The following is a 16196-nucleotide window of genomic DNA, read 5'->3' on the forward strand; positions in this document are numbered from 1 at the left end:
GCGAGAAGTCTCGTGCGCATCCTAGCATCGGATGCTGAACGAATGAGTTTGGGGAAGTCTGGGATTGTCATATCAGCTCCTATTTGAAGCTGATATTAGATCATAAAATTAGTGCGATTGGTATAATCAAAAGCTTACTCCGCTTTCCTTTCTGGTTTCCAGCGATTTTTCACTCTATCAACTCTCAAAGAAACAGGACAAAGACCCGCTAGCCGTTTTCTTGCTGGCAAAACAATCCCGTTCAGGTTCTGTTCAGCTTCGGTTTCTTATTATGAAAGTGAAAGGTAGTTACTCACTTGGAGAAAGAGATGAAAAAGCTAACAGTTACTGCAATTATCATCACGGCTTGCTTAAGTACAAATGTGATGGCCAGAGAACACGCACGCTATGATTATGCAAGAGTCGTTAGTTCTACCCCTGTTTATGATCATATTGCACGTAGAGTACCAATTCAGACCTGTCGAAATAATGATCACAGGTATCACTCACCAAGGCCAAAGGACAGCTCAGTGGTCCCTGTTGTCGTTGGCGGCGTTATCGGTGGCGCTGTTGGACACTCTATCGGTTCCAGCAGAACCGATAAACAAATAGGCATGATTGCCGGTACCGTAATCGGAGCGACTATTGGCGCAAATATAGAGCAAGGTGGCCAACACCATCATCAAGCTCCTGGTCATCAGTGCTCCACAACATACCAGGTTGAATATGAACAGGTACTGATTGGATTTGACGTTATTTATCAATATCATGGTCATAGATACCATACTCATACCAAACATCGTCCGAACAAAAGAATCCAAGTACCTGTAAAGGGTCGTCCTGGCAGAAAACATATAAAGGGACATCCGGGCAATGTCGCTATGAATCCGAGACATCATGATAAGCGGTATTAATAGTTGAAATAGCGTCCGGAGCGATTTGAAATTTAAGCTGCCAACTTAAACCAGTTCGCATAATATTAATGGATATCTAACCTGAGCAGTAAGCAGGAAAAGGATGAAAAAACTATCACTAACGTCACTTATCCAGTGCTCAGGTTACCTACTATGTTGAGGACAGTAATGCGAACAATTATCCAGATTTTGCTCATTTCAATAACACTGTCATATGCTTCGGTGGCTAACGCCAAATCAGCGAACAACAGTGATGGTATAAGTGCATCCAGTCAATCTGAGGCTGCGCAAGTTGCCAGACAACACTTTGGCGGCAAGGTACTTAAAGTTCAGCTAGACAGCCGAAAAAGCCCGGCTAAATACAGAGTGAAGCTGTTAACCGAAGATGGCACTGTCAAAGTCGTCACCATTATGGCCAGCCCGAAAAAGGAAAAGTAGTCATGCGCATCCTCATTGTTGAAGACGAACGGTTGATGCTTGAGCGGCTCAAAGAGTTTTTCTCTGAAGAAAAATACGCGGTGGACACAGCCGAAGATGGTGAAAGCGGCTGGTTTTTGGGGGCTGAGATAGACTATGACCTTGCGATTATCGATGTGGGATTACCCAAAATAGATGGCATTCAACTGACCAGCAGGTTACGAAAACATGGGGTTGATTTCCCGATTCTGATTCTTACCGCTCGCGGACTCTGGCAAGACAAAGTCGAAGGACTTGAAGCTGGTGCCGATGATTACCTCACCAAGCCCTTTCATTTTGAAGAGCTTAAGGCAAGAGCCAATGCCTTGCTTAGACGAGCCAATGGAAGCGCCTCCAAAGAACTACAAGAAGGGCCTATTCGCATTGATCTCTCAGCGAAAACCGTGACGCTGAATGATCAATTAGTGGATCTAACCAGTTACGAATATCGCACTCTGGAATATCTGATGCTGAAACCTCAACAGGTGGTCTCTAAAACAGAATTGACTGAGCATCTTTACGATCAGGATTTCGACCGAGATTCCAATGTTATTGAGGTATTCATCGGCCGGTTAAGGAAAAAACTCGATCCGGAAAATAAGATCAAACCGATTGCGACTGTGCGTGGACAAGGATATAAGTTCGTAATCGATGACTAAGCGAAACCGTTCAAAAAAAAGCCCTTCACTGGCAAATAACTATTTGTTAGTAAACCGCTTGTCATTAGTAAACCGCTTGTTACTAACCTCGCTGGTATTCCTGCCGGTATTTATGAGCCTGGGCTCACTGATACTGTATACCGCTTTCAAAGCAAGCCTCGAAACCTCGCTACAAAACCAGATGCAGAGTCAGGCTTATGCCTTGATGAGTGATGCTGAGCTTGAGAAACAGGGATTGTGGATGCCGGAACGGATGGCCGACCCCAGCTTTCAACAGACGAGCAGTGGTCAATTCGCATGGATAACCGATCAAAACCAACCTCTATGGCGTTCACCCTCCAGCATTCTGCTGGATGAACCGATGTTACAGCCCACCTCCCCGGTGACACCTGGTGAGATTCATTTTGAGGTACCATCGGACCATTTCCCATATTATCAGCTTATCTATGATACCCGTTGGCAATCGGAGAATGGCGAGCAATTTCTGAGATTTGTCGTTGCTCATGACCCTTCAGCCCTATCAGCTGAATTGGACAGCTTTAGCCGGCAAATTATATTCTGGATATCCGGATTAACCCTGCTGCTGCTGATCATTCAGTACCTGATAACCCGTTGGGGACTACAGCCTCTGGACAAAATAGCGGTAGACCTATCTCGTCTGGAGTCTGGAAAAATCCAGTTACTTAAGGGCAATTATCCAAAAGAGCTAAATCCGGTGATCAACAACCTGAATCAGGTGCTGACAGTCCAGCGTACGCAGCGAGAGCGCTTTAAAAATACGCTTGCCGACCTTGCTCATAGCCTGAAAACACCGCTGGCAATTATTAAGTCAAATTACCAGACAACAGATGATCGGATCATTGATGAACAGGTGACCCGTATGAATAACATCATTAGTCATCATCTAAGTCGTGCTCATTTAGGCTATCAACCACTCGCAGGGCACGTTGCCGTGCTTCCGCTTATTTCCCGGCTCACTGGGGCTATAACCAAACTGGATAGGTATTCGAACATGGATATTCAGCTCAGAATCGCTGACGACGTCCACTTTCATGGTGAAGATGGCGATCTAATGGAGATCATGGGAAATCTTATCGAAAATGCCTGCAAGTACGGAAAAAGCAAAATTGAGATTTCAGCAATGAATTCAGACAAAGGATTGAAAATCAGCGTAGAAGATGACGGGCCGGGTATCGATTTGCATCTTCGCACCTCAATACTAAAACGCGGTGCCCGCTCTGATACCGCGAGCCTGGGTCAGGGGCTGGGGCTAGCTGTCGTGACAGACATATTGAGCAGTTACGATGGTGAGTTGAATATCTCCACCTCACATCTTGGTGGGGCGTGTTTTTCATTCATACTTCCAAATAAGGTGGGCAAATAAGCAACAGACCGCCCTTAACGGCTAATCTCCAACCTTTCAAATTATTTGAAGCTACCATTAAAAACCTTTCGATTTTTTCATAACGCTTATCCCTCTACACTTAAACTAAGGCATACAGAGGCATTCTTTGTAGCACAATGATATGGAGGCCAAATGGGGTTACTGATCGATGGTGTATGGCACGATAAATGGTACGACACTAAATCAAGTAAAGGTCAGTTTAAGCGCGAAGACGCACAACTGAGAAACTGGGTTACAGCCGATGGAACTCCCGGAGCAAGTGGAGACGGGGGATTTAAAGCCGAATCCGGACGTTATCACCTGTATGTATCACTGGCCTGCCCCTGGGCCCACCGCACACTGATTTTCCGCCGTATAAAGGAGCTGGAAGCACATATATCCGTCTCTGTGGTCAGCCCCGATATGCTGGGGAACGGCTGGACGTTCGATACCGATAACCACAGCACTGGTGATGCGCTATTTGGTTATAACTACCTTCATCAGGTTTACACCCGTAACCACCCCAAATACACGGGCAGGGTCACGGTACCGGTGTTATGGGATAAAAAACTAGGCCGCATCGTCAGTAATGAATCCTCTGAAATCATCCGCATGTTCAATTCGGCTTTCGATGAATTAACGGGTAATACTCTCGATTTCTATCCGGAGGAGAACAGAGCATTCATTGATGAGATAAACACATTTGTCTACGACAACATCAACAATGGCGTGTATAAAGCCGGATTTGCGACGACACAGGAAGCCTACTCAGAGGCGTATAACGCCCTGTTCAACTCGTTGGATACCGTTGAAAATAAACTCGAGCATAACCGCTACCTGACGGGAGATGACATTACCGAGGCTGACTGGCGTCTGTTTACCACATTGATCCGTTTTGATGCCGTATACTTCGGCCACTTTAAGTGTAATAAACGGCAAATGGAGCAATATAAAAATATCCGCGGTTATCTGAGAGAGTTATATCAGTACCCCGGTGTTGCTGACACCGTCGATTTCTACCACATAAAACGTCATTATTACTTCAGCCATACGATGATCAACCCGACTCAGGTGGTACCGGAAGGGCCGGAGATCAATTATATGTCCGCTCCTGAGCGGGAATAGTGACTGGCTTCCTCTGAAACTGCAGCTTACTGATAGTCAGGCATCTCCCAGGCCTGACTAAAGTGAATAAAGGTTTCCATTAACGGACTGCGGTATTTTTCTTTATGGTAAATCAGCCAGTATTGTCGCTTGATTTCCACCGGCAAGCTTAAAGCCGCCACCCGACCATCCTTAACCGCATGAGCGATGGCATAGTCAGAAATACAGGTCACCCCGATTCCGGCTGCCACACAATTCAAAATAGCCTCCGTTTTATTTAATTCCAAAACCTGGTGCCAGTCTCTCAGGTGAGAAGCCACATGATTCAGAAAAAAGTCCCGGGTACCAGAGCCCTGTTCTCTTAATATCCATTCAGAGTGCTCCAGATCAGCAAAGGTTAAATGCTCAAGTTGGGTCAGTGGGTGTTCCGGAGGACAGGCAATGACCATCTCATCTTGCAGCCATGGCAACATCATCAGGTCGTTCTGCCTTATCTGACCTTCAACCAGGCCGATATCCAGTTCAAACTCACTCAGTTTCCGGCATATTTCCGCGGTATTAGAGATAAACATCGACTGCTCTGTATGACCGGAATGCTCCCGAAAATCCTGCAACAGAAAGGGGGTAACCTGTATACCGACCGTATCACTGGATCCGATTCTGAGCCTGCCGCTCACCGGACCTTCCTGATCAAACATTTTCTCGATAGTATGCGAGCGCGACAGCATCTCATCAGCAACGGGTAGTAAGCGCTTACCTTGCTCATTAATCATCAGTCGATTGTTGCTGCGATCAAATAATTTATGCCCTAGCTGCTTTTCCAGCTCAGACAAAGCCATACTGACAGCTGCTTTAGACAGAAACAGTTTATCTGCGGCACCGGTAATGGTTTTTTCCTGCGCAATAGAGACAAACACTTTTAGCTGCTTTAACGATATGCTCACGACCCTACCCCGGATATCAAAGATACCTGAACATATATGAAAAAAGGCAGACAGTCCAAATCTGCCCCATATTTCTCAATGTCTAACCACACTCTGCCGGGTTATATTTCACAACCAAATGCCTTTGCGTTTTTTGATTTTGCCAATACCGTTTCTCCGTCGAAACAAACACTTTCCGACAACTCTTTCGCCTGATACATCGCCATGTCAGCTTTATGTATCAGTTCATTTCTATTTTCCGCCTGTCCAGGAAAATAGGAGACACCGATGCTCACACCGATATATAGCTCTTCTCCGGCGAAAATGATCGGCTTTTCCAGCTCATCGATCAGTTGTTGAGCCTTATGCGCCACAATGTCAAAACTGTCCAGCAAATCCAGGCAAACCAAAAACTCATCCCCTCCCTGCCGTCCAACCTGATCCGTTTCCCTGACAGACTCTTCTAACCGTCTTGCAATCGATTTTAATACCAGATCTCCGGCGTCATGCCCTTTTTCATCATTGATCGGTTTGAAGTTATCCAGATCAATAAATAAGAGCGCGATTTTCGTGCCGGTACGATCCGCTCTGGATATGGCTCTGTCGATAGCGTTTTCCAGTGCTCTGCGGTTAAGCAGGTTAGTGAGCGAATCATGTTCAGACAAAAACTCCAACTGATTCTTTTGCTTTTCCAGCTCAGCCGTTTGACGGGTAACCTCCGTTTCCAGTTCTTTTTTTGTCACCATCGACATTCTGAGAGAACTGGTCATACGATTGAAAAATTTCGCTAAATCAACAAACTCTGTATCAAGGTTATCGTATATGATTTGTCTGCCAAGCACTCCCTGGCTGAGGTGGTAAATCGCATTCTGAAAGATCTGCGATCCTCGCCTGAAACGACGCAATATCGATAATGCAATGCTGCTCAACATAACCGAGCTCAGGATAAGCACAATAGATGTGTAATAGAGCATCACACGGGTCTCTGCTTCATTGTTATTTACGATCGTTTTATGCACATAAGCAATCTCTTCCGACATACTCTGGATCAACATATTGTAGCGGGCGTGCAACAGGCCGGAAGAACTGATCGCCCCTTGAGGCTTATCAGGGGATGTATCCAGCTTCTTTAAACGCATTTCCTGTTTCAGTAAGTTGGCCAGGCTATCATTCATTTTTATCAGGTTCGCCAACTGAAGGTTATGAGCCTTTCCCGGCTGTAATACATGAGATAATTCCTGCTGAGCGATCTCTACCTGCCTAAAACTTTCCGTATCCCCGCGCTGCGAAAAAAACCACAACTGGCTTCTCAGCAAGTCTATCCCTAACTGGATCTCCGTCAGATGCCTGAGTTCATTTCCTGTTACCTCTTGTTCCCGGTAGATTTTGATCATCGACCCCATGATCAAAATGGTTAACAGAAAACTGATCGCAAAAAGGATGAGCAATTTTTTATACATGGAGTTAATCATTCGATCATTCCACCTTATTTGCTGCATCAAAAGGCTGACGATAAATCACCGACCGCCAGTCAGGCAACTCTCCTTCCACCAGACCTCGCTCAAGTGCCCAGCGAGCCTGAAGCTGCAAATTTGACAGCAGTGAGCTCCCCAGGGATAAACGAAAAACATAGTCATTCCATGACCATTCAAGCTCATTCAGCGGGATATTCAGTTTTTCCGCCACAATTTGCTTTGCCTGCTCGGGATGAGTATGAATCCAATCGATCGCACGTCCTAACACCTGAATAATCTGCCCGGTTTGGTCATTTCGACTCTGTAGGTATGACTTATACGACAACAGGTTAAACGAAAGCTGATAAATACCCGGGATACCCAGATTAACGACATCGCTGCCGGCCTGAAGATGGGCTCTATAGCCGTATGGTTCCCATATCGAAACCGCATCCACCTGAAAAGAAATAAGCTGATGAACCAGTTCTTCGGGAGCCAGATAAACTTTGGTTACCGGCATATCTTTCAGCTTGTTTACTATCAGCATGGTATCAAAATAAAACTCACTGGCACTGGCTTTGACTACACCAACTTTCTTTCCCCTCAGATCATTAACGGAGTACACCCCGCTCGAAGACAAAGTAAGCAACTTCAAATCATTAGCAGATTCAACAAAACTGACCACCAGAGCCAGATCATCATCGGTAAAACTATTAAACATCACGACAGACTCCGATGCCGTGGCATAGTCAACTTTCCCCTTCTTCAGTAAATTGGTGCACTTTACCCCTCCCAGACAGGTAACATAACTCAGGTTGATATTATTCTCCCTGAACAGCTGTAAATGTTCCGCAATAAGAAAAGGAGAGCTCAGTGGCGTCAGAGAAATACCAATACGAACCGGTTCTCTTTCATTCATCAGAGAATCGTCAGTGCTGCTTATAGTAAAATACATGATGAAAACTATGGCAGGCAGCAATACGTATAGTAATCGCTTTAATCGTTTCCTATTTGTTCTCATACTGTCTAACATCCGGATCAATGTACTTTAAACTTTAGTACCTGACTGAGTTTTCGACCACCAATGCGACCAAGACTTCCTGCCCTTCTAAAACATTCTGACCTTAATTGTGTAATAAACCCTTAATTGTGGAATAAACCGAATGAATAACGCGTCAGGATGATTTATCCGCGGCTATGTGCGCCTTATCTCTTTTCTGTCGCCACACATAACGCTATGCTGCACTTAATGAAAACTATGAACTCAGCCATAATGAACAACCGAACTCTATATCCTAAAGCGGGTCTTGGCTCGCGACTGTATGCCCTGATTTATGATGGAATCCTTGTCCTTGCGCTGGAATTCTTCGCAGCAGGCATAGTGGTTGCCATCCTTAAAGCTCTGGTCGCTGCCGGACTGATGACCTATGCCCCTTACTCCGGAGCCAGCGACCTGCTCGGTGGCCATCCGATACTCCGAAACCTGTATACCCTTTACCTTGGCGGAATATGGATCAGCTTTTTTGTTTATTTCTGGACAACAACAGGGCAGACACCCGGAATGCGGGCGCGGAAGCTGAGGCTACAAAATCCAGATGGCAGCCTGGTCAGCATTACTCAGGCATTGATACGCATTGGTACTTCAGCGTTTGGTTTATCGAATCTCTCTTCCCCTTTCGATCGGCAAAAGCGGGGCTTCCATGATGTTTGGGCGAAAACAGATGTGGTGGTTCTGACCGATCAGGTCAGATAATATCGGCTTAGGGCAGCCAGCCCCATAAACAAAACAGGGAGCCAAGGCTCCCTGTTTTTTGTGTTTACAATTTTCGTCTCAACAACAAAACCGCCACCAACATAAAAACGATGCTGGGTGCCAGAGCGCCAAGTACGGGAGGTACCTGATAGACCAGGCTTAACGGACCGAAAAATTCACTGGAGATATAAAACGCAAAACCGGCAATAACCCCCGACAAAATACGAGCCCCCATGGTCACACTACGCAGGGGTCCGAATACAAACGACAGCGCCAGTAACATCATCACTGCAATAGAAACGGGCTGAAAAACCTTACGCCAAAAAGCCAGTTCATAACGGGAAGGGTCCTGTTCTGAATCTTTCAGATAAGAGACATAGTCATACAGCCCACTAAGCGCTAACTCCTCTGGTTTCACCGATACGACAGCTAACTTGTCCGGAGCCAGAGAGGTCTTCCACTCATACGCATCGTAGTGGACACGGCTCAACTGAACACCATTTTCCATGTCAGTGACAATCACATCATTCATCTGCCACAAGTTATCTGACAAATAGTCCGCCTCTTTCGCCGTCACCACAGAAAAAAGCTCTTTCTTATCATTAAATTTCCAGATACTGATGGCCGTAAGATGCTCATCTTCCGCTCTGCCGATATAAATAAAGTCATTGGCATCTTTCGCCCAGACGCCGCGGAGAAGAGAAACAATCCGACCACCGGAAAGAGAAAATGACCGCAGCTCAAGCGCCATTTTCTGCGCCTGAGGGGCACCCCATTGCCCCAGAGCAAGGATAAACAGCATCAGAGGTAGCGCGGTTTTCAATACAGAAAACCCGATATCCAGCTTAGAATAACCAGAAACCTGCATAACCGTCAGTTCCGAACTGGTCGCCAGCATACCCAATCCCATCAGAGCCCCCAACAGGACAGCCATAGGAAAAAACATTTCAATATCCCGAGGGATTGTCAGCAATACATAAAACAGAGCATGGAGAAGATCATACGAACCTTCACCCACCTTACGCAGTTGATCCACATATTTAATAATGCTGGATAGCCCGATCAACGTCGCCAGACATAAAGCACTGGTCGCAATAATGGTTCTGCCAATATAGATATCAATGATCTTAAACACGGATTATGCAGCCCTTCTTATTTTCTTCTGTTTCAAGTTATCTCGGAATCGCCTTACCGTTACGCTGTCCATAAAATTCAGCATAACGCCAGCCATTAAGAGTGCCGCATGTACGGGCCACATTCCAACCTCAGTCGGAACTGAGCCATCTTCGATGGCAGCCCGAGACGCACTGAGAGCCAGAAAGTACACCATATAAAGCACAATAGCGGGCCCCATCTTAGCAAAACGCCCCTGTCGAGGGTTCACCGCAGACAGAGGAATCACCAGCAGGGTCAAGAGCGGAATACACACCACCAGGGCAATACGCCAGTGCAGCTCTGCCTGAGCATAAGTATCCGGGTTACTCAACAGGCTTAGCGTCGATAACGCTTCCCACTCCCGGTCTTTTTTCTGAATTTTCCGTTGCCCGATAAGGGCATCATACTTCTCAAAGTGAGTCACCATATAATCCAGACGGGTCGGGATCCCCTCGTAGCGAGCGCCTTCCTGCAACGACAGGATTTGACGTCCATCCTGCAGCTCTTTTACTACCCCTGATTTCGCCAGCGCCACACTCGGGCGGATAGAGTCTCTCGGAACCAGTTGTGCCACAAAGACGCTGTTCAGCTGTTTATTTTCCACATCATCAATAAACACCACAGCGGAACCGTCCGGCGTACGCTGAAACTGGCCTTTTTGCAGCAGTTCAACGCTGTTTTCTGCCGCGACTTCCTCCATCAGTCCAGCCACTCTGTCCTGAGTCCAGGGAGAAAGAAAAAGCGTATTATACGCAGCCAGAGCGGATGTAATTAAAGCAAGATAAAGTGCAGCTCGAATCAGGAACTTATTCCCTATTCCCGTTGCATTCATCACGGTAATCTCACTTTCCGCGTAAAGACGACCAAAAGTGATAAGAATACCGACATACAGACTCAGAGGCAGCATCAATAGCCCCATCGATGGCATATTCAGGCCAACGATAGAAAAAATCAGGCTAGCGGGGATATCACCATCAGACGCATCAGCCAGCACACTGATAAACTTCTGGCTGACAAACACCAGAAACAGGATGAAAAAAATCGCAAATTGGCTTTTGACTGTCTCGCGGATCAAATATCTAACAATAATCACGCTAAAATTACCTATACAAAACTTGTTTTTTTGGTCGAATCACTATAATTTTCAGTTAAAGCTTATATTTTTTAAAACTTTGACTAATTAACACTTCGACTAATTGTTAGCCCAAAGGTTTCAATCCGATACCAGATCAACTGATTCGAGAATTAAACTCTGATTATCTAACATTTAGTTCTATTTGTCTTTAGGATGTAGGAGTACTCATGGAGTTCAGCGTAAAAAGTGGCAGCCCTGAGAAGCAACGCAGTGCATGTATCGTTGTTGGTGTATTTGAGCCCCGCCGCCTTTCTCCCGTGGCAGAACAACTGGATAAAATCAGTGACGGCTATATCAGCTCGCTGCTTCGCCGTGGTGATTTAGAAGGTAAGCCAGGGCAGATGTTGCTTTTGCATCAGGTTCCCGGGGTACTTTCCGAGCGGGTACTGCTGGTAGGCTGTGGTAAAGAGCGGGAACTGGATGAACGCCAGTACAAAGATATTTTCCAGAAAACCATCAGTACACTTAACGAAACCGGCTCCATGGAAGCCGTCTGCTTCCTGACCGAACTCCATGTAAAAGGCCGAGATACCTACTGGAAAGTACGCCAGGCGGTTGAATCCACCAAAGACGGCCTGTATATCTTTGATCAGTTTAAAAGTAATAAACCGGAAACCCGCCGCCCATTACGCAAGCTGGTGTTTAATGTACCGACCCGCCGTGAACTGAACCTGGGTGAAAAAGCCATTTCTCACGGACTGGCTGTTGCAGCCGGGGTAAGAGCCTCTAAAGATCTGGGCAATATGCCGCCAAATGTTGCCAACCCGGCTTACCTTGCCTCTCAGGCTCGTCGTCTGGCTGATGATTTCGACACTGTCACTGCTAAGGTTATCGGTGAAGAAGAGATGGAAAAACTGGGTATGACATCATACCTTGCGGTTGGCCGGGGCTCTCGAAATGAATCGATGATGTCGGTGATCGAGTATAAAGGCAGCCGGGATTCTGACGCTAAGCCCATTGTTCTGGTCGGCAAAGGACTGACGTTCGACTCGGGCGGTATTTCGCTGAAGCCGGGTGAAGCGATGGATGAAATGAAATACGACATGTGCGGCGCAGCTTCTGTTTTCGGTACCATGAAAGCACTGGCAAAACTGAACCTGCCTATCAATGTCGTCGCTATTCTGGCTGGCTGTGAAAATATGCCAGGCGGTAACTCCTATCGTCCCGGTGATATCCTGACCACTATGTCAGGGCAAACCGTAGAGGTAATGAATACCGATGCTGAGGGTCGCCTGGTGCTGTGTGATGCCCTTACCTATGTTGAACGTTTCGAACCCGATTGTGTGGTTGACGTAGCGACTCTGACTGGTGCCTGCGTTATTGCTCTGGGTCATCATATCAGTGGCCTGCTGTCTAACCACAACCCTCTTGCCCATGAGCTGATCAATGCTTCTGAACAGTCTGGTGACCGCGCATGGCGTCTGCCTATCACGAACGAGTATCAGGAACAACTGAACAGCCCGTTTGCCGATATGCAGAACATCGGTGGCCGTCCGGCAGGTACCATCACAGCGGGTTGCTTCCTGTCACGCTTCGCCAAGAAATATAACTGGGCCCATATCGACATCGCGGGTACAGCATGGAAATCAGGTCAGTCCAAAGGCTCAACAGGACGTCCGGTGTCTATGCTGGTTCAGTTCCTGCTGAACCGCAGCGGCATGAATATTGAAGAATAAGTATTAGAAAGAAGGTGAATACAGCCACTTTCTACATCGTTGCTCCCGACTCTCCTCAAGCCTCTCCAGAAGGGTTTGAGGAGTATATTCTGTTTCTGATCCGACATTTTGTTCAGCAAGGTGCCCGGATCTACCTCAACGCACAAGACAAACAAGAGGCAGAAGCATGGGATGACCTTCTTTGGCAGCAACCACCAGACCAGTTTCTTCCTCATCACCTGATTGGCGAAGGCCCCCGTTCAGGTACCCCGGTAGAAATCGGTTACTCCAAACTGAAACCAAGCTGGAATCGCCAATTGGTAATAAATCTTGCGAAAGATACGACAAATTTTGCGGGAACCTTTACACAAGTGATAGACTTCGTCCCTTGCGATGAAAAAGCGAAGCAAATTGCGCGAGAAAGATATAAAATCTATCGCCAGTCGGGCTATCAGCTGCAGACCATCGACATAAAACATCCATAGCCAATCCTTATAAGTAAAAGAGCTTCAAATTAAGCCATTTACTTATAAGGTTTGGCATTTTCACTACAGAGTTAACGAAAAAGTATCCATTAAGAGCGCTATGGAAAAGACATACAACCCACAATCAATTGAACAATCTCTTTACCAGACATGGGAAGAGAACGGCTACTTCAAGCCACACGGTGACACATCAAAAGACGCATACAGCATCATGATCCCGCCACCAAACGTCACAGGTAGCCTGCATATGGGGCATGCTTTCCAGGACACCATCATGGATACTCTGATCCGCTGTGAGCGAATGAAGGGGAAAAACACCCTGTGGCAAGTGGGTACCGACCACGCAGGTATCGCCACTCAGATGGTTGTTGAGCGCAAGATCGCCGCAGAAGAAGGCAAGACCAAGAACGATTACGGTCGTGATGCTTTCATCGACAAGATCTGGGAATGGAAAGGTGAATCCGGCGGTACGATCACCAAGCAGCTACGCCGCTTAGGTGCATCTGTAGACTGGGATCGTGAACGTTTCACTATGGACGACGGTCTGTCTAATGCCGTGAAAGAAGTGTTTGTTCGTCTGTACGAAGAAGATCTTATCTACCGAGGTAAACGTCTGGTTAACTGGGATCCAAAACTTCATACTGCGATCTCTGACCTGGAAGTGGAAAACAAAGACAAAAAAGGCTACATGTGGCACTTCCGTTACCCACTGGCAGACGGTGCTAAAACAGCAGAAGGCAAAGACTACATCGTCGTTGCAACAACCCGTCCGGAAACCGTGCTGGGTGATACCGGCGTAGCGGTAAACCCTGAAGATCCACGTTACAAGGCTCTGATTGGTAAAGAGGTTATTCTTCCGCTGGTTGACCGCCGAATTCCTATCGTTGGCGATGAACACGCTGATATGGAAAAAGGTACCGGCTGTGTGAAAATCACGCCAGCTCACGACTTTAACGACTACGAAGTTGGTAAGCGTCACCAGCTACCAATGATCAATATTCTGACGTTTGATGCCAACATCCGTGATACTGCAGAAGTGTTCACCAGCAATGGTGAAGCCAGTGATGTTTACAGCTCTGAGCTGCCTGAAAAATATCAGGGCATGGAACGTTTCGCGGCACGTAAAGCAGTTGTCGCTGAGTTTGAAGAACTTGGCCTGCTGGACGAAATCAAAGATCACGAACTGACCGTCCCTTACGGTGACCGTGGCGGCGTGGTTATCGAACCAATGCTAACCGACCAGTGGTACGTACGTACTGCCCCTCTGGCAAAACCGGCGGTGGAAGCGGTTGAAAACGGCGATATTAAGTTTGTACCTAAGCAATACGAAAACATGTATTTCGCGTGGATGCGCGATGTGCAGGACTGGTGTATTTCCCGTCAGCTGTGGTGGGGACACCGTATCCCGGCATGGTACGACAACGATGGCAACGTCTACGTCGGCCGCACCGAAGAAGAAGTACGTGAAAACAACAACCTGGCACCGGTTGTAGTGCTGCGCCAGGACGATGATGTACTGGATACCTGGTTCTCGTCAGCATTATGGACATTCGGTACTCAGGGCTGGCCGGAAGACACCGAAGCACTGAAGGCTTTCCATCCTTCAGAAGTACTGGTTTCAGGCTTTGACATCATCTTCTTCTGGGTAGCGCGGATGATGATGATGACGCTGCACTTTGTGAAGGACGAAAACGGTAAGCCGCAGGTTCCGTTTAAAACCGTATACATGACGGGTCTGATCCGTGATGAAAACGGCGACAAGATGTCAAAATCGAAGGGTAACGTACTGGATCCGATCGACATGATCGACGGTATCGATCTTGAGTCTCTGGTAGAGAAACGCACCGGTAACATGATGCAGCCTAAACTGGCGGCGAAGATCGAGAAAAATACCCGTAAGACGTTTGAAAATGGTATTGAGGCCTATGGTACCGATGCACTGCGCTTTACTCTGGCGGCAATGGCATCAACCGGTCGTGATATCAACTGGGATATGAAGCGTCTGGAAGGTTACCGTAACTTCTGTAACAAGCTATGGAACGCCAGCCGTTACGTGCTGATGAATACAGAAGAGCAAGACTGTGGCTTTGCTGCCGGCGCGGAGCTGGAATACTCACTGGCAGATAAGTGGATCGAATCTCAGTTTGAACTGGCGGCAAAAGCCTTCAACGAGCACATCGAAAGCTACCGTCTGGATATGGCGGCCAACACGCTGTATGAATTCATCTGGAACCAGTTCTGTGACTGGTATCTGGAGCTGACCAAGCCGGTACTGTGGAAAGGCACAGAAGCCCAGCAACGCGGAACCCGCCGTACACTGATTACGGTACTGGAGAAAACACTTCGTCTGGCACACCCGGTGATTCCGTATATCACTGAAACCATCTGGCAGAGCATCAAGCCTCTGGTTGACGGAGTGGAAGGTGACACAATCATGCTTCAGAGCCTGCCTCAGTACGATGCAGACAACTTCCATCAGGAAGCACTGGACGATATCGAATGGGTGAAAACCTTTATCACCAGCATCCGTAACCTGCGTGCTGAATACGATATTAACCCTGGTAAGCCACTGGAAGTGATGCTGAAAGCGACGGACGAAACCGAAGCTAGCCGTCTGGCCGCTAACCAACAGGTACTGGTCTCTCTGGCGAAGCTGGAAAGCGTACGTGTTCTGGCAATCGATGAAGAAACTCCAGCCTGTGCGACTGCACTGGTAGGTAAGTCTGAGCTGATGATCCCGATGGCCGGTCTGATCAATAAAGAAGCCGAGCTGGAACGTCTGGCCAAAGAAATGACTAAGACTCAGGGCGAAATCAAGCGTATCGAAGGCAAACTGAACAACCAAGGTTTCGTGGCTAAAGCCCCAGAAGCAGTTGTTGCCAAAGAGCGTGAAAAACTGGAAGGCTACAAAGAGACGCTGGTTAAGTTGGAAGAACAGAAAACTGCGATTGCCGCTCTGTAATTTGCTCTTTTCTTGAAACCTTTCTCTAAGCAGGTGCCACGGCACCTGCTTTTTTTTGTCTCAAGCCATTTATTATTCTGATAAAGTCTCTGGTCACCTCAATGATGCGGTCTATTCATAGTTATTTCCTATCAAAATAATTACTAAAATCCCCTTTACTAATTGAGAATAATTATCA

Annotated in this window: 14 protein-coding genes; 9 read left to right on the top strand and 5 right to left on the bottom strand. The window is 47.0% G+C overall.

Annotation, left to right across the window (positions count from 1 at the left end; genetic code table 11):
- The first annotated feature begins 308 nt into the window (after positions 1-308).
- The 5 genes from DI392_RS08370 (at position 309) to DI392_RS08390 (ending at position 4517) form a co-directional block, all read left to right on the top strand.
- Positions 309-893 (top strand): glycine zipper 2TM domain-containing protein, encoded by a 585-nt coding sequence (locus tag DI392_RS08370; protein WP_109319468.1) that lies wholly within the window; start codon positions 309-311, stop codon positions 891-893.
- A gap of 168 nt (positions 894-1061) precedes the next feature.
- Entirely contained in the window at positions 1062-1331 is a 270-nt protein-coding gene (locus DI392_RS08375; protein ID WP_109319469.1) for a PepSY domain-containing protein, read from the top strand.
- Positions 1332-1333: 2 nt separating this feature from the next.
- Positions 1334-2008 carry a response regulator transcription factor gene (locus DI392_RS08380; protein WP_109319470.1) on the top strand — a complete coding sequence of 225 codons (675 nt, stop codon included), beginning with the start codon at positions 1334-1336 and terminating at the stop codon, positions 2006-2008.
- Entirely contained in the window at positions 2001-3392 is a 1392-nt protein-coding gene (locus tag DI392_RS08385) for an ATP-binding protein (protein WP_109319471.1), read from the top strand. Before DI392_RS08380 ends, DI392_RS08385 begins: the two co-directional genes overlap by 8 nt.
- 153 nt (positions 3393-3545) lie before the next feature.
- Positions 3546-4517: a glutathione S-transferase family protein gene (locus tag DI392_RS08390; protein ID WP_109319472.1), complete on the top strand. Its 972-nt coding sequence runs from the start codon at positions 3546-3548 to the stop codon at positions 4515-4517.
- A 26-nt stretch (positions 4518-4543) separates the two neighbouring features.
- On the opposite strand, the gene DI392_RS08395 is transcribed toward DI392_RS08390, so the two are convergent.
- From DI392_RS08395 to DI392_RS08405, 3 genes are all read right to left on the bottom strand, one after another.
- Entirely contained in the window at positions 4544-5440 is an 897-nt protein-coding gene (locus tag DI392_RS08395) for a LysR substrate-binding domain-containing protein (RefSeq protein ID WP_109319473.1), read from the bottom strand.
- Between the two features lie 101 nt (positions 5441-5541).
- A complete protein-coding gene (locus DI392_RS08400) occupies positions 5542-6891 on the bottom strand; it encodes a GGDEF domain-containing protein (protein WP_181388391.1) in 1350 nt (449 codons plus the stop codon).
- 4 nt (positions 6892-6895) lie between these two features.
- The gene (locus DI392_RS08405) at positions 6896-7828 is read right to left on the bottom strand and encodes an ABC transporter substrate-binding protein (RefSeq protein WP_181388392.1); all 933 of its coding nucleotides are present in this window, start codon (positions 7826-7828) and stop codon (positions 6896-6898) included.
- 318 nt (positions 7829-8146) lie between these two features.
- Here DI392_RS08405 and DI392_RS08410 point away from each other — a divergent pair, with 318 nt between their 5' ends.
- The gene (locus DI392_RS08410; RefSeq protein WP_109319758.1) at positions 8147-8626 is read left to right on the top strand and encodes an RDD family protein; all 480 of its coding nucleotides are present in this window, start codon (positions 8147-8149) and stop codon (positions 8624-8626) included.
- A gap of 64 nt (positions 8627-8690) precedes the next feature.
- Here DI392_RS08410 and lptG read toward each other — a convergent pair whose 3' ends face one another.
- Positions 8691-9761, bottom strand: coding sequence for an LPS export ABC transporter permease LptG (gene lptG / locus DI392_RS08415; RefSeq protein ID WP_109319476.1), 1071 nt, complete (start codon positions 9759-9761; stop codon positions 8691-8693).
- A gap of 3 nt (positions 9762-9764) precedes the next feature.
- Positions 9765-10874 carry an LPS export ABC transporter permease LptF gene (lptF, locus tag DI392_RS08420; protein WP_109319477.1) on the bottom strand — a complete coding sequence of 370 codons (1110 nt, stop codon included), beginning with the start codon at positions 10872-10874 and terminating at the stop codon, positions 9765-9767.
- 209 nt (positions 10875-11083) lie between these two features.
- Between lptF and pepA the strand changes: the two genes are divergently transcribed.
- The 3 genes from pepA to DI392_RS08435 all read left to right on the top strand — a co-directional run bounded on the left by pepA (position 11084) and on the right by DI392_RS08435 (position 16018).
- On the top strand, positions 11084-12592 hold the full coding sequence (gene pepA / locus DI392_RS08425; protein ID WP_109319478.1) for a leucyl aminopeptidase: 1509 nt from the start codon (positions 11084-11086) through the stop codon (positions 12590-12592).
- A gap of 14 nt (positions 12593-12606) precedes the next feature.
- On the top strand, positions 12607-13056 hold the full coding sequence (locus DI392_RS08430) for a DNA polymerase III subunit chi (protein WP_109319479.1): 450 nt from the start codon (positions 12607-12609) through the stop codon (positions 13054-13056).
- Positions 13057-13156: 100 nt separating this feature from the next.
- A complete protein-coding gene (locus DI392_RS08435; RefSeq protein WP_109319480.1) occupies positions 13157-16018 on the top strand; it encodes a valine--tRNA ligase in 2862 nt (953 codons plus the stop codon).
- The last annotated feature ends 178 nt before the right edge of the window (positions 16019-16196 follow it).

The sequence above is a fragment of the Vibrio albus genome, from assembly GCF_003144035.1.
Taxonomy (GTDB): domain Bacteria; phylum Pseudomonadota; class Gammaproteobacteria; order Enterobacterales; family Vibrionaceae; genus Vibrio; species Vibrio albus.